Source organism: Candidatus Poriferisodalis sp. (assembly GCF_965262965.1).
In the GTDB taxonomy this organism is placed as follows: domain Bacteria; phylum Actinomycetota; class Acidimicrobiia; order Acidimicrobiales; family Poriferisodalaceae; genus Poriferisodalis.
The window spans coordinates 3292763-3306177 of sequence record NZ_OZ253573.1; the positions used below are offsets into that span (position 1 = coordinate 3292763).

13 protein-coding genes are annotated in these 13415 nt (G+C 66.0%); 7 read left to right on the forward strand and 6 right to left on the reverse strand.

What is annotated here, in order from left to right; translation table 11 throughout:
* Window positions 1-158: 158 nt before the first annotated feature.
* Window positions 159-2243 carry a 5'-nucleotidase C-terminal domain-containing protein gene (locus tag ACQY5K_RS15760; RefSeq protein WP_428117156.1) on the forward strand — a complete coding sequence of 695 codons (2085 nt, stop codon included), beginning with the start codon at window positions 159-161 and terminating at the stop codon, window positions 2241-2243.
* A 29-nt stretch (window positions 2244-2272) separates the two neighbouring features.
* Here the strand turns inward: ACQY5K_RS15760 and ACQY5K_RS15765 are convergent, their stop codons facing one another.
* A complete protein-coding gene (locus ACQY5K_RS15765; protein WP_428117159.1) occupies window positions 2273-4048 on the reverse strand; it encodes a Ppx/GppA phosphatase family protein in 1776 nt (591 codons plus the stop codon).
* Here ACQY5K_RS15765 and ACQY5K_RS15770 point away from each other — a divergent pair.
* The gene (locus ACQY5K_RS15770) at window positions 4047-4487 is read left to right on the forward strand and encodes an acyl-CoA thioesterase (protein ID WP_428117162.1); all 441 of its coding nucleotides are present in this window, start codon (window positions 4047-4049) and stop codon (window positions 4485-4487) included. The two genes, ACQY5K_RS15765 and ACQY5K_RS15770, sit on opposite strands and share 2 nt — an antisense overlap.
* A 30-nt stretch (window positions 4488-4517) precedes the next feature.
* Here ACQY5K_RS15770 and ACQY5K_RS15775 read toward each other — a convergent pair whose 3' ends face one another.
* Window positions 4518-5303 (reverse strand): SDR family oxidoreductase, encoded by a 786-nt coding sequence (locus ACQY5K_RS15775; RefSeq protein ID WP_428117164.1) that lies wholly within the window; start codon window positions 5301-5303, stop codon window positions 4518-4520.
* 150 nt (window positions 5304-5453) lie between these two features.
* On the opposite strand from ACQY5K_RS15775, the gene ACQY5K_RS15780 reads away from it, so the two are divergent.
* Window positions 5454-6485, forward strand: coding sequence for a zinc-dependent alcohol dehydrogenase (locus tag ACQY5K_RS15780; protein WP_428117167.1), 1032 nt, complete (start codon window positions 5454-5456; stop codon window positions 6483-6485).
* A gap of 53 nt (window positions 6486-6538) precedes the next feature.
* On the opposite strand, the gene ACQY5K_RS15785 is transcribed toward ACQY5K_RS15780, so the two are convergent.
* Together ACQY5K_RS15785 and ACQY5K_RS15790 are read right to left on the reverse strand one after the other, a co-directional pair.
* Window positions 6539-6868 (reverse strand): hypothetical protein, encoded by a 330-nt coding sequence (locus ACQY5K_RS15785; protein ID WP_428117170.1) that lies wholly within the window; start codon window positions 6866-6868, stop codon window positions 6539-6541.
* Window positions 6861-7103, reverse strand: a complete 243-nt coding sequence (locus tag ACQY5K_RS15790; protein ID WP_428117173.1) for a hypothetical protein — start codon at window positions 7101-7103, stop codon at window positions 6861-6863. The genes ACQY5K_RS15785 and ACQY5K_RS15790 overlap by 8 nt, the downstream gene beginning before the upstream one ends.
* Window positions 7104-7334: 231 nt before the next feature.
* Between ACQY5K_RS15790 and ACQY5K_RS15795 the strand changes: the two genes are divergently transcribed.
* The 4 genes from ACQY5K_RS15795 (at window position 7335) to ACQY5K_RS15810 (ending at window position 11508) form a co-directional block, all read left to right on the forward strand.
* The gene (locus ACQY5K_RS15795; RefSeq protein ID WP_428117175.1) at window positions 7335-8885 is read left to right on the forward strand and encodes an acyl-CoA carboxylase subunit beta; all 1551 of its coding nucleotides are present in this window, start codon (window positions 7335-7337) and stop codon (window positions 8883-8885) included.
* 56 nt (window positions 8886-8941) lie between these two features.
* Window positions 8942-10192, forward strand: a complete 1251-nt coding sequence (locus tag ACQY5K_RS15800; RefSeq protein ID WP_428117178.1) for an acyl-CoA dehydrogenase family protein — start codon at window positions 8942-8944, stop codon at window positions 10190-10192.
* A 70-nt stretch (window positions 10193-10262) separates the two neighbouring features.
* Window positions 10263-11033, forward strand: a complete 771-nt coding sequence (locus ACQY5K_RS15805; RefSeq protein ID WP_428117182.1) for an SDR family oxidoreductase — start codon at window positions 10263-10265, stop codon at window positions 11031-11033.
* Window positions 11008-11508 (forward strand): hypothetical protein, encoded by a 501-nt coding sequence (locus ACQY5K_RS15810; RefSeq protein WP_428117184.1) that lies wholly within the window; start codon window positions 11008-11010, stop codon window positions 11506-11508. The genes ACQY5K_RS15805 and ACQY5K_RS15810 overlap by 26 nt, the downstream gene beginning before the upstream one ends.
* A 3-nt stretch (window positions 11509-11511) precedes the next feature.
* On the opposite strand, the gene ACQY5K_RS15815 is transcribed toward ACQY5K_RS15810, so the two are convergent.
* Window positions 11512-12339 carry an alpha/beta fold hydrolase gene (locus ACQY5K_RS15815; protein ID WP_428117186.1) on the reverse strand — a complete coding sequence of 276 codons (828 nt, stop codon included), beginning with the start codon at window positions 12337-12339 and terminating at the stop codon, window positions 11512-11514.
* Entirely contained in the window at window positions 12336-13319 is a 984-nt protein-coding gene (locus ACQY5K_RS15820; protein WP_428117188.1) for a crotonase/enoyl-CoA hydratase family protein, read from the reverse strand. The genes ACQY5K_RS15815 and ACQY5K_RS15820 overlap by 4 nt, the downstream gene beginning before the upstream one ends.
* Window positions 13320-13415: the final 96 nt, after the last annotated feature.

Consider the following 13415-nt stretch of genomic DNA (forward strand, 5'->3'; position numbering starts at 1 on the left):
TCATCGAGGATCGGTGCTCGGACGGGATCAGACGGCGAAGCTACTGTCCTGGCCCCGTGGCCCGTGCGCGCAAGATTTCCTCTCGCGTTGGGGACCCGTGGCATTGCTGTCACACCGAACGGCGACACTGTGCGTCGAGTCACCTGAGGAGTCGACGAATGTCACCAACAGCGAATGGATCAGAACGCGCAGTGCGGCGGCGGAAGACGAAGTACCTGCGAGCTGCGGTGGCCGCAATTGTGATGCTGGCGGCGCTGCCTTTCGCAGCGGAGCCGCTCGGCGCGCAGTCCGATGGCGCCGACGCCGTGCCGACGCTGATCTCTGCGGGTCCGGTGACATTGACGATCCTGCACAACAACGACGGCGAGTCGAAGCTGTTGCCGGATCCCGACTCGGGCTTTCCCGGGATAGCCCGCTTTGTGGCCCAGATGCGGGAGCTGCAGGCTGCTGCGGCCGGCGACGGCCCGGTGGTAACGCTGACCTCCGGCGACAACTTCTTGGCGTCGCTGGAACTGGGCGTGTCGCTCGACCGCGACGGGCCGATGTACGACTCGGTGGCACTCAGCGGCCTGTACGACGCGACGGCGCTCGGCAACCACGACTTCGACTTCGGGCCCGAGGTCACGGCGCGGTTCATCGAAGGCTTCAGCCCTCAGATCCCGTTCCTGAGCGCCAACATCGATGTCTCGGCCGAACCCGCCCTGGCCGCATTGGCTGAACGTAGTTTGGTCGCTCCATCGACGGTGATCGAGAGCGCCGATGAGCGCATCGGCGTGATCGGCGCGGTGACACCGTGGCTGCCCAATATCTCCAGTCCCCGCAACGTCGTCGTCAGCGCTGTGCTCCCGGCGGTGCAGGCCGAGGCTGACCGGTTGGCGTCCGAGGGCGTCAACAAGATCGTGCTCGTCAGCCACTTGCAGGACGTGGACGAAGAGGTCGCGCTGGTTGCCGAGCTCACCGGCGTGGATGTGGTGATTGCCGGAGGTGGCGACGATCTGCTGGCCAACCCCGGCGACACATGCCAGCCCGACGACGAGCCCGTGGCGCCATATCCCAAGTGGGTTGCCGATGCCGCTGGCGCGCAGGTGCCGGTGGTGACCGCGCCCGGCGGCTATCGCTGCATCGGCAAGCTGGTGGTGACCTTCGATGCAGACGGGAACGTCACCGCGGCGACTGGCTCCTCGATTGGGGTCGCGCTCGACCGCGAGCCTGACGCGACCATGCAGACCGAAGTGGTCGAACCGCTGACATCTCAGGTGGCGCTGGTCGACAGCGCCGAGATCGGCACCAGCGAGGTTGACCTTGAAGGCCGCAAGTCGGTGCTGCGTACCCAGTCGACGAACATCGGCAGTCTGATGGCCGACGCACTGCGCGTCCGGGGCGCGCAGCTGGCACCCGGATTCGGCGTAGCTGCGCCGCAGGTGGCTATCGGCAACGGCGGCGGGCTTCGCAACGACTCGGTCATCCCCGCCGGTCAAGTCAGCGTTGGCACCACTTGGGACATCGCCCCGTTCAACAACGTCCTCGTGACCGGCACGGTGTCGCGGGCCACGCTCGCTGAGCTGCTTGAACGAGCGCTCAGCGGACTGCCGGGCGCATCGGGCCAGTACCCGCATGTCTCGGGTATGACCGTCACCTACGACCCCGATGGAGTGGCCCAGGGAATCGACCGCGACGGCGACTGCGGGCTCATTGAGCCGACCGGCAGCCGCCTGCGTTCGGTCACGCTGGACGACGGCACGCAACTCGTGCGCGACGGTGACGTCGTGCCGGGAGCACCGATCGCGCTGGCGACCGTCGACTTTCTCGGCAATGGCGGAGACTGCTACCCGCTGGGCGACATCAACTTCACCCGCTTGGGCGTCACTTACCAGCAGGCGTTGGCCGACTACATCACCGAAGACCTCGGCGGTGTGATCAGCGCCGAGCAGTACCCCGTTGACGGCGGCAATCGCATTTCGGCGCTGGCCGCCGGCGGCGACGGCGAAGAAGAAGGCGAACAGGCTGAGGACGGGCAGGCTGAGGACGGGCAGGCTGAGGACGGGCAGAACGGCGACATCGTGCTCTACACAGTCCAGCTTGGCGACACGTTGCAGAAGATCGCGGCCGCGCACCTGGCTCACTCCAGCCACTGGCCTGTCATCTTCGAGGCCAACGAGGGCCGCGCCCAGTCCTACGGCGGCGCGTTGACCGATCCCGACCTCATCCTCGTCGGCTGGGTGCTGTACCTGCCGGAGCGCTGAGGCACCAGGGTTGCGTCGGCGGGCTCCCGTCAGGGCCGTAAGCGCAGTGCGGCGGGCGCCTGTGCGGCGTCCTGTGGCGCTGCCGCCGCATGAACTCCATTGGTGGGGTGCGCTGCTCGGCCGGTATATGCAATCTCTTCGGCCTCGATGACAACGGCCCGACCTGTCACCGATTCGAGCAGCGCGCTTCGCGCCTGGGCGGTGAAGAGCTCGACAGACGTGTCCTCGTCGGGTGGAACTCGCACGATCAGCCGCAAGGTGTCGGCGTCCTCGGTCGTGTGGCACTCGGTGCCGTCGGCGAGACGCACGCGCGTCACCACCTGACGATTGGAACGGTCCAAGCCGATTGCCACACGCAGCATCGCCGCCATCCAGCGCACTCTGTCCTGGTCGGCCGAGCTCAGAGATGCGAAGTCGGCGTGCTTCGACTTGGGAGCGCTCTTGCGGTGGTAGCGGGCGACTTGGGCGATGATCTCGATCTCGCGTTCGGTGAATCCGGTGAGATGCTCGCTGTTTCGGATGATGTAGTACCCGTGGCGGTGGTGAGCGCTGTGGGAGATGAAGATGCCCACGTTGTGCAGCAGTGACGCCGCTTCGAACAGCTCGCGGTCCTGGTCGTCGAGTTGATGCAGTCGACCCAGCTCGTCAAACAGCTCGAGCGCCAGATCGGTGATGTGCTCGGCGTGCCCGAGGTCTTCGTGGTAGCTGTTCGCCACGTACATGACGCCTGAGCGCCGAATATCCCCGAGGCGATGGAACGGATCCAGTTCTGGTGATGCGGCTCGTCGCAGCTGTTCGAACAAGATTCCTTCGCGCAAGGCGTAGTCGGAGACCTCCATGCGCTTGACGCCCAGCAACCTGCATGTCTCGGACAGCAGCAGCGCACCGCCCACGATGATGTCGGCGCGACGCTCCTCCAGACCATCGATCGACATGCGCTGCTGCGGAGTGTTTGCCGCAACGAGATCGGCTGTGAGCGAACGCAACTCGGTCTCATTGAACGAGAGGCGTCCGGTGCGGTTGTCGCGGTCGCCGCGCCGGATCGCGCACATGCGGGCCAGCGCGGTGATCGTCCCCGAGGAGCCGACCACCGTGGTGAATCCCAGCTCCGCGATCTCCGAGGGCAGGTGCCCGAGGAAGGACTCGATGTAGTGGCGGCACTCTCGAACCGTGCGCTTGCATGTTCGGCCCTCGGGGAAGAAGCGATCCGTCAACCTGATTGCGCCGAGCTTGAGGCTGCGCAGCAGCTGCGGCTCGGCACCTTCGCCCACAATGAACTCCGTCGAGCCGCCACCAATGTCGATGATGAGGTGACGCTCGTCGAAGACCGGCACCGCCCCCAGCACGCCCTGGTGAATCAGCCGCGCTTCCTCAATGCCGGACACAACTTCGATGTGAATGCCGGCTTCGTCACGCGCTCGTGTCACGAACTCGTGCCGGTTGGCGGCCTCGCGCACGGCGCTCGTAGCGACTGCGTTGATTGTGGTAGCGCCGGCGTGCGTGGCGATCCGGCGCATCCGGTCCAATGCGGCGATGCCGCGGTCGATAGCGGCAGGTTCAAGCCGCTTCATGTCCTCACCGCCCGAACCCAGCCGGACTGGCTCCCGCTCGCGCGTAAGCACCTCGAGGTGACCGTCGGGGTCAACAGAAGCGACCACGAGATGGAACGAATTGGTTCCGACGTCGATCGTCGCGATGACGCTCACGACCCCGAACGCTACGAGGCGTTGGGAGTCTCCGTGGGGCAGCGCGTCGGGCTGACGGCCAGACATCTCGGTGTGTCCTCGCCGTAGCGTTGCGGCCATGGCGACGCATTCGACCCAGATCGTGCCTCGATTCGGTGAGCTGGACCCCTACAACCACGTCAATCACGCGGTCTACGTGTCGTACTTCGAGGCTGCTCGTTGCGTGGCGCTCGAGGACGCCGGCATGGCGCTTCCGGACCTGTCCGACGAGAACGTTCAGATCGTGGTGACCAACCTCGAGGTGCGCTTTCGCGAGCCGGCGACTGCGCGTGACACGCTGCGAATCGAAACCGAAGTTGCCGAGCTGCGCCGAGCCAGTACGAAATGGAACCAGCGCATCATTCGCGAGGCCGACGACACCGTGCTCGTGCAGGCACAACTGACCGCGGCGGTCTGCGACAACGCCGGCAAGCCTCGTCGCCCGCCGCCCCACTTCATGTCACGTCTGGAGGCGCTGATCCCCGACGAGACGACGGGGGAGAGCCCGCCGCAGTATTGATTGCGACGGCGGGTTGGGGTGTGGTGCCGCTCAGACGACGGGGGAGAGACCGCCGTCGATGTTGATTGCGGTGCCGGTGACGTAGCTGGCGGCGTCGCTGGCCAGGAATAGGGCGAGGTTGGCGAACTCCTGGGCGTCGCCCATGCGGCCAGCGGGAATGCGGTCTCCGACCGCGGCCGTGAATTCATCGAATGTGGTGCCGGCTCCGTCGCGCTCCCAGCGCGTGCGCCACTGGTGAGTGACCAGCAGGCCGGTAATGAGCGCGTTCACGAGGACGCCGTCGGCGGCGAACTCCGAGGCGAGTGCTTTCGTCATTGCCAAGCCTGCCGCCCGGGTCGCGGCGGTCGGGCAGGTTTGCGCGCTTGCGGCCTTCGCTCCGATGTTCAGCGAGTTGATGATGCGACCCCAGCGGTGGGTGCGCATGTGGGGGAGGCACAAGCGGCACAGGCGTACAGCGGAGAAGAGCTTCAGATCGAAGTCGTTCTGCCAGTCGTCATCGTCGATGTCCAAGAAAGGCTTGGCGTTCGAGGTCCCGCTGTTGTTGACGAGGATGTCGATCGGCCCGCAGGCTTGCACCGCCTCGGCATAGGCCCGAGCGACCTCTGTGGCCTGACGGACGTCAGCCGAGATTGCCGCATGGTCGCCATGAGCGTTCGCAGCCTGCAGCGCTGACAGCGTCTCGTCGAGCACCTCGCGGTCACGTGCCACCACCGCAACTGATGCACCCGCTGCGGCGAATGTCTCTGCCATAGCGCGGCCAAGACCTCGGCTGCCGCCGGTGATGAGCGCTGTACGGCCATCGAGTCTCAATTCCATGCGCGCACCATATGTCCGGGCGCTGTCTCGCGCTTTGTCCGGACGCCGCATCGCGCTCTGACGGGGCGCTGTCTCGCGCTTTGTCCGGGCGCTGTTTTGCGCTCCGCCCTGCCCAGTGCGATCTCGTAGGCCGTGCGCGACGATGTGGGTATGCGGACGGGACTGGTGACCGGCAAGGGGCATTTCGAATTGCGGGAGGTCGACGAACCGACGCCTGGGCCCGGCGATGCGCTCGTAGAGATATCGCTCTGCGGGATCTGCGGGAGTGACGTGCACGCGTATGTCGAGGGCTGGCCCTACGCGCCAGGTATCTGCGGCCACGAGTGGGTCGGCACGATTGTCGCCGTGGGCTCCGACGTTCGTGTCGTCGGCACGGGCGACCGAGTGACGGGCGGGCTAGCTCCAGGCTGCGGTCGCTGCGCCGAGTGCCGGGCCGACCTCGCCGCCTACTGCTCGACGGCGCGCTCGTACTACATCGGTGCGAACGCGCCGGCCTCGGGTGGCTTCGCGCCGTTCATGGCAGCAAGTGCCGACCGGCTGGTGCGGGTGCCCGACGAGCTCACCGACGACGACGCTGCAGTGATCGAGCCCGTCTCGGTGGCGCTGCATGCTGTGCGCCGCAGCCGTATGCGTGCTGGCGATGTGGTGTGCGTCGTCGGCTGCGGCCCGATCGGCCTGCTCGTAGCGCAGTGTGCGCGTCTGGCGGGAGCGGGGCATGTGATCGCTGTCGAGCCCGACGCCGACCGACGCCGTCTTGCACTCGACACCGGTGCCGATGTCGCGGTCGAGCCCGGCGCACAGATGCGGGAGGCGGTGAACGAGGCGACGGGTGGCTTGCGGGCCGACATCGCCTTCGACTGTGCCGGCATCCCACAGACCATCGAGCAGTCGGTTGGCATGGTGCGTTACGGCGGCTCGGTCTGCATCGTCGGCGTGACCGGCAGCGACGCCACGATCCGCCCGAACCGCTGGCTGTTCAAGGAGATCTCAGTGGACACCTCGCTGGCGTTCACCCTCGACGAGATGCGTGCTGCGGCGGGCTTCATCGCCGACGGCCGCATCAGCGTCACTCCGCTCGTGAACGGTACGGTCACCCTCGACGAGCTGCCACAGACGATCGACGATCTCGCCACGAAGCGCAACCCCGCCGTCAAGCTGTTGGTCGACCCCACCGCTGGTTGATCTGGCCGCGCACCACGCGGTGCTCGGTCCAGGCGTGGGTCCGCCCGAGATTGCTAGCCCGACGGCGCGATCGGCGCGCAGGACACGAGCGTGTCGTGCATCGCTGACAGTCGGCGTGTTTCGGCCTCAGGGACGTCAGCGCCTGATCCGTACTTCCTGAGCACTTCGGCATAGTTCGGGGCACCGCCAGCAGCAAGCACGCGGTCAATCTCGGCGGCGGGAACTGCGACGTTGCGATCCGGATCGGGGCCGCCCACGATCTCGCCCCATTCGATCATGCAGTAGATGTCGAACAGATCAACCCCAAGCCGCTCCGCGGCAAGTCGCGCACGCACTGGCTGGTCCCCCGGGACGAGGTGTCGCATGGTCGGCGGCCTAGACATCGTGCCCTCCGTTCATTTCGAGAATGTCCGCGAGCTCGTTCCAGAGCTTATGCGTGATGATCAGGATCGCAGCCTCTGCAACCCGCTGCTCATGCGCGCTTCGAGCTGCCGCTTTTGCGTTGTCGAGTGCGTCCAACACAGCGAGCGTCTCGTCGCGATTCAGCTCGATGGCACCGGGCAACCGAACGAACGGCGCATCCGCAGACACCATTGAGACAGTAAATGGAAATAACATGAAAATCACTGTTATTTTCGCAACGGCCTGTCCACTTGGACACGAGAGCAACAGCCCGACAGCAGCCAAACTCCAGGCAAGACACGCGCCAGAAGCAGTGCGCTCACAGAGCACCTCGGCACTATCCGTACCCTCGGCGATGCGCGTACCCTGCGAGCACTTGGATCCTGTGGTCGAGTGTGGACAGCAGCGGCCCCATGACCCGCGGGGCGAGACAGAACAGGGGGCCGGATGACTTGGGAACGCGAGATTGCCGAGCTTCGGCGCCGCGAGGAGTTCGCCGAGGCGCTGGGCGGACCCGACAAGGTCGAACGCCAGCACTTTTTCGGCAAGATGACCGTGCGTGAGCGCATCGACGCCGTGGCCGACAAGGGTTCGTTCCACGAGATCGGCAAGACCGCCGGCGTGGCCGAATATGACGATCACGGCAACCTCGTCCACCTGACGCCGTCGAACTTCTTGTTCGGCGTGGCCCGCATCGACGACCGCCCCGTCATCCTGTCCGGCGACGACTTCACAGTGCGGGGCGGCTCGTCGGACGCCACCATCCCGGAGAAACGCAACGCAGCCGAGACCATGGCCTACGAGATGCGGCTGCCGCACATCCGGCTGGTGGACGGCATGGGCGGCGGCGGCTCGGTGAAATCCATCGAGATGGCCGGCCGCACGTACATCCCCGAGCTGCGCGGCTGGGACACCATCGTGAACCACCTCTCAGTGGCGCCGTCGGTGTCGCTGGCACTGGGCTCGGTTGCGGGCATCGGCGCGGCCCGGGTGGCCACGGCGCACTACTCGGTGATCGTGCGCGACACCGCGCAGATGATGATCGCCGGACCGGCCTTGGTGGAGCAGGCGTCACTGGGCGACCACGGCAAGGAAGAGCTGGGGCATGCCGACATTCACACTGCGAACGGCGCCATCGACGACGTGGTCGGCAGTGAAGCCGAGGCGTTCGAGCGCGCACGGCAATTCCTGTCGTACCTGCCTTCAAACGTCGACGAACTGCCTGAGCGGGCGCTCAGCGGCGACAGCGCGCAGCGCCGTGACTCAGAGCTGATCTCCATCGTGCCCCGCGAGCCGCGGCGGGTCTACAAGATGCGATCCATTATCGAATCGGTGTTCGATCAGGGCAGCTTCTTCGAGATCGGAAGCCGCTGGGGACGCTCGATCGTCACCGGCCTTGCTCGCCTCGACGGCTGGCCGGTGGCGGTGTTCGCTGAGGATCCCTACGTGTACGGAGGCGGCTGGACCGCCGATGGATGCCGCAAGCTGATCCGCCTGCTCGACACCGCCTCCACGTTCCATCTGCCGGTCGTGCACCTTGAGGATTGCCCAGGCTTTCTCATCGGCAAGGAGTCCGAGGAGAGCGGCACCATCCGGTTCGGATCGGCTGCGCTGGCGGCCCTCGGGCAGTTGACCGCTCCGTTCGCGTGCGTGGTGATCCGCAAGGCCTTCGGTGTCGCGGGCGCCGCCAACAACAAACCCGGCGCGCGCAGCTTCCGCTTCGCCTGGCCGTCGGGCGACTGGGGCTCGCTGCCGATCGAGGGCGGCATCGAAGTCGCTTACAAGCAGGACCTCGCCGACAGCGACACGCCCGACGAGCTCCTGGAGGACATACGCGAGCGGTTGAACCTGGTGCGCTCGCCGCATCGTTCGGCGGAGTTCTTCGAGGTCGAGGAGATCATCGACCCTCGCGACACCCGCCCGCTGCTGTGCGAATGGGCAGATCTGGCCCGCCGCTCGCTGCGGCCCGGGCCAAGTTCGTTTGGCTACAGGCCCTGAGCCATTGCGACCAGCCGCGTGGCAGACTCAGCGGCGAGCAACAGGGGAGCGCAACCATGGATCCCACCTACACCGAAGAGGCTGAGGACTACCGGGAGAAGATCCAGGCGTTCCTGGCCGAGCACTTGCCGCCCAACTGGGGCGGAATGGGCGATCTCTCCGAGGAGGCACGGGAGAAGTTCGTCGAGGAGTGGCGTGCGCTTCTGGCCGAGAACCAGTTGCTGGCCGTGTCGTGGCCGATCGAATTTGGGGGCGCCGGGCTCACCGAGGTGGAGCGTGTCGTGCTCGCCGAGGAGTTCTTGACCGCAGGCGTGCCGACGGGCGGCGACAACGACGGCTTCAGCATCACGATGGTGGGCAACGCCATCATCGAGTGCGGCACCGAAGAGCAAAAGCGCCACTTCCTGCCCAGGATCATCTCCGGCGAGCATCGTTGGTGTCAGGGCTACAGCGAGCCCGACAGCGGCTCGGATCTCGCCAACCTGGGCACCCGCGCAGTGCTCGACGGCGATGAGTGGGTCATCAACGGCCAGAAGATCTGGACCTCCAGCGGCCACACGGCCAACTGGATCTTCGTGCTGTGCCGGACGAACCCCACCGAGGCCAAGCACCGCGGCATCTCGTTCCTGCTGGTCCCGGTGGACCAACCCGGCGTCGAGATGCGCCCGATCATCAACATCAACAACCGCCACGACTTCAACGAGGTGTTCTTCACCGACGCCAAGACGGCGAAGGAGAGCGTGGTCGGTGACGTGAACGACGGCTGGCGGGTCGCAAACGTGCTCCTCGGTTTCGAACGCGGTCACGGCGCCACCACCGATGCGCTGCGGTTCCGCAACGAGCTGGACCGGGTGACTGCCGTTGCCGTCGAGCGGGGGGCCACTGAGAATCCGTTGGTGCGCCAGAAGCTCGCGCAGGCTCACGCCAAGGTCGAGATCATGAAGTGGATGGGCCAGCGCAACGTCACCAACGTGCTGGCGGGCAAGGCCCCCGGGCCGGAATCGTCGCTGCACAAGCTGCTGTGGAGCGAGTACCACCACTGGCTTACGGAGTTCTCGCTGGAGATTCTGGGCATGGAAGCCACTGCCCCCAGCGGTCATCCGGCGGTGAACGGCATCAACACCGACGCGGTCGGCGCAGAGTTCTCCTCGCTCTCATGGGTGCAGACCTTCATGGGCGCGAGGCCCGGCACCATCTACGCGGGCACGTCCGAGGTTCAGCGCAACATCGTGGGCGACCGAGTGCTCGGATTGCCGCGCGAGCCACGTGCCGACGGCGGGCCGTGGAACGAGATCGGCAAGAAATAGAGGGGCCACGACCCCATCTGCAATATCGAGGCGCGCACGCGCCAGCGTGCACGACTGAAAGGGACCAGGCATGGAACTGCGACTGGATGGCAAGACTGCGCTGGTGACCGGCGGCTCGGCCGGCATCGGCAAAGGCATCGCGAAGGCATTCGCCGACGCAGGCGCCAATGTGATGATCACGAGCCGCAAGGCCGACAAGTGCGAGGCCGCTGTTGCGGACATCGGCGGCGAGTGCGACTACATCGCCTCGCACATCGGCCATCTCGACCAGGCCGAGCGCGTGATGGGTGAGACCATCGAGCGCTACGGCTCGCTCGACATCCTGGTCAACAACGCAGCGACAAACCCCTGGGCCGGGCCGATGGTCGACTGCGATGTGCCGCGCCTGGACAAGACCTACGAGGTGAACCTGCGCGCACCGCTGCAGTGGACGCAAACGGCGTGGCAGATGTGGATGTCCGAACATGGCGGCTCGGTTATCAATATCGCTTCGGTGGGCGGCCACCACACGTCCCAAGCGTTGGGCGTCTATTGCATGTTCAAGGACGCCCTCATGCACATGACTCGGCAACTGGCTGCGGAGATCGGCCCCAAAGTCCGCGTGAACTGCATCGCTCCGGGATTGATTAGGACGGATTTTGCGCGGGTGCTCTGGGATGGGCCGCGCGGCAAGATGATCGCCGACCAGCTTCCGATGAGGCGTCTCGGCGAGCCGTCCGACATCGGCGAGGCGGCACTGTTCTTGTCCGCTGGCGCGACCTGGATCACCGGTCACATCATGGACATCGACGGCGGCGAGTGCGTCAAGATCGCCGGTGAGCTTCCACTCGAAGAGGGATAGTGATGGTCCCGACGCCCGCACGCCCGACGGCATCATCAAGGTGACCCAGCCCAGAAACAAGACGCCGCTGCACCCGAAGGGAGCGCGGATTCCGCTGCTGATTCTGGCGGCGTGGACCGTGGCGATCTGGTTGACCCGCATCGTCAACGTCGCTCAAGCTGGTGACCTCGGCTTCTGGGGAACGCTGTGGCGCGTGCTGGTTGCCTTCGTGTTCGTTGATCTCGGGGTTGCGACGCTGGCCTGGGCTGTCTCGGGAAAGTTCGGCCCGAGATGGTTCGTGATGCTGGCAACGCTGTCGGTGATCTATTGGCCCATCCGCACAGCGCAGCTCTGGGCCGACAGCACGCAGACCACAGGCTTCAAGCTGGTGCACACAGCGCTGATGCTCGTCACCATTGCGGCCGTGGCGCTCGCGGTCTGGGCGGTTCGCCGCGCTCGCCGGCTCCCGCCCGACGCTGCTCCTTCCTCAGCCTGAGCTTCAAGAAGTCTCAGCGAACGCAGGAAGCGTCGCGAGCCACGCTGCGACAGCGCGGGGGTCCTCCACCATGGCGTTGTGGCCGAGGCCGCTGAACACATGTGGAGCGGCAGCACCAGCCGCGTGCGGGTTCGTCGCAGCATCGGCCAGATCGTCGTGATGATCGGGCGCTACTAGCGGATCGAACTCACCCAGCGCCATCGCCAGCGGGCACTTCGCGGCGGGCAGCAAGCCCGTCATGTCGGGGGGGCCAACGCCGACGGTGGCGGGATCCTGGGTGGTTCTCCAGGGCGAATCTGCACCTACCGCGCCTGAGGCCGGATCGGCGACCACGCCAGCATCGATCGTTGCTGCGAGACGCGGGTCATCGGGTGCGAACACGCCAAAGAGCCCCGACAGCTTCATGAACCACTCGACGGCGCCGTCCCGGTCTTCGAACATGCGGGGCGGCCGCGCCGCCAAGCCGTCGACGCGAGACAGTTCTTCGTCGGACCAGCGCAGCTTCACGCCGACTGTCGCCACTTGTGTCGGCGGCGGTCCGAACCAGCCCGAGGCGAGCGCGAGCCCGACTGCTCCGCCCATGGAGTGACCCACGACGGCGTACGGACGCCCGCCGTAGTCACGTTGCAGCACCTCGGCCACGTCAGCTGCCATCGCCCCGAACGAGTAGTGGCCGCTCCACGGTGCGGCACCATGCCCTCGGAAGTCGGGTGCAAGAACAGCGGTGCCGCCAGCACCCAACAGCTCGGCCACGCCGTCCCACACATGGCAATTGGCGCCCAATCCATGCAGCAGCACCAACGTCACGCTGTCGCCCGACTGCCCGCTCATCGTGGCCGCTCGCCGTAGTCGCCGTGAGGCGCATCCCGCTCGGCGATGACCTGGCGGAAGCCCTTCGTCTCGAAGTCCTCCACCCAGCGGTACGCCTCCTCGGTATGCCGAGTGACACCGTCAAAGAACGTGCCGAGCAGTTGGCTGGTGCGCAGGCCCATGTTCTCGAACGCCTGGTTGATGAGCAGCTTGTTGAGCGCAAGCTGATTCGCTGGGATATGCGCGAGCTTGCGTGCAAATGCCTCGACACGGTCGCCGAGCTCTTCAGGCGGGTAGACGTAGGCGACGAGCCCGATGCGGTGCGCCGTCTCAGCGTCGATGGCGTCGCCCGACAGCAAGAACTGCTTGGCGTGCTCGAGGCCTAGCCGATACACCCACATCATCGTGGTGGGCGTGCCGTAGATGCGTGAGGGGGCATAGCCGATGTGCGCATCTGAGGCCATGAACAGCAGGTCACAGCACAGGATCATGTCGGTGGCCCCGCCGATTGCCCAGCCGTGGATCTGCCCGAGCACCGGCTTGGGGCATTCCCAGATCTTCATGAACCGCTTCACGTTGTGGCCCATGAACTGCCAGTCCCGGACAGGGTCCCAGGCACCCTCGCGAGGCTTCGGACCAGGAGCGCTGTATGGGCTGCCCCACGTGTCGTAGAACTCCTCTGAACTCGATTCTCCAGTGCTCGCTGCCACATTGCCGTGGCTGCCGCCACGGGTGCTGCCACCGCCCGGGTTGAGGTCATAGCCCGCGGTCAGCGTCGGGCCGTTGCCCTGGAGCACGATCGAGCGGACGTTTCTCGACGCCGTCGCCCGATCGATCCCGTCCGCCACCCCCGCAATGACGCCCTCGGTCAGCGTGTTCATGCGCTCGGGCCGGTTCAGGGTGATAAAAGCAACAGTGTCGGCCTCGGTGTACAGCACCACCGGCTCCGGGCCGGATCCCTCTGCGGCACCGCTGCCGGCAGTTCCCGTGTCCGCGTCCATGCCGCGGACGCTAGCTGTGCATGATGGGCTCACTCACATTTGCCTCTGACTCGGCTTCCTCCAGATTCCCAAGAAGATGACCTCCAATTCCTCAAC

Coding starts and splice junctions, on each gene's coding strand:
- ACQY5K_RS15780 (WP_428117167.1), top strand. CDS start 5,454: ATGCGGACGGGACTGGTGACCGGCAAGGGGCATTTCGAATTGCGGGAG.
- ACQY5K_RS15815 (WP_428117186.1), bottom strand. CDS start 12,339: ATGAGCGGGCAGTCGGGCGACAGCGTGACGTTGGTGCTGCTGCATGGA.
- ACQY5K_RS15820 (WP_428117188.1), bottom strand. CDS start 13,319: ATGGACGCGGACACGGGAACTGCCGGCAGCGGTGCCGCAGAGGGATCC.
- ACQY5K_RS15760 (WP_428117156.1), top strand. CDS start 159: ATGTCACCAACAGCGAATGGATCAGAACGCGCAGTGCGGCGGCGGAAG.
- ACQY5K_RS15785 (WP_428117170.1), bottom strand. CDS start 6,868: ATGTCTAGGCCGCCGACCATGCGACACCTCGTCCCGGGGGACCAGCCA.
- ACQY5K_RS15795 (WP_428117175.1), top strand. CDS start 7,335: ATGACTTGGGAACGCGAGATTGCCGAGCTTCGGCGCCGCGAGGAGTTC.
- ACQY5K_RS15800 (WP_428117178.1), top strand. CDS start 8,942: ATGGATCCCACCTACACCGAAGAGGCTGAGGACTACCGGGAGAAGATC.
- ACQY5K_RS15770 (WP_428117162.1), top strand. CDS start 4,047: ATGGCGACGCATTCGACCCAGATCGTGCCTCGATTCGGTGAGCTGGAC.
- ACQY5K_RS15775 (WP_428117164.1), bottom strand. CDS start 5,303: ATGGAATTGAGACTCGATGGCCGTACAGCGCTCATCACCGGCGGCAGC.
- ACQY5K_RS15805 (WP_428117182.1), top strand. CDS start 10,263: ATGGAACTGCGACTGGATGGCAAGACTGCGCTGGTGACCGGCGGCTCG.
- ACQY5K_RS15790 (WP_428117173.1), bottom strand. CDS start 7,103: ATGTTATTTCCATTTACTGTCTCAATGGTGTCTGCGGATGCGCCGTTC.
- ACQY5K_RS15765 (WP_428117159.1), bottom strand. CDS start 4,048: ATGGCCGCAACGCTACGGCGAGGACACACCGAGATGTCTGGCCGTCAG.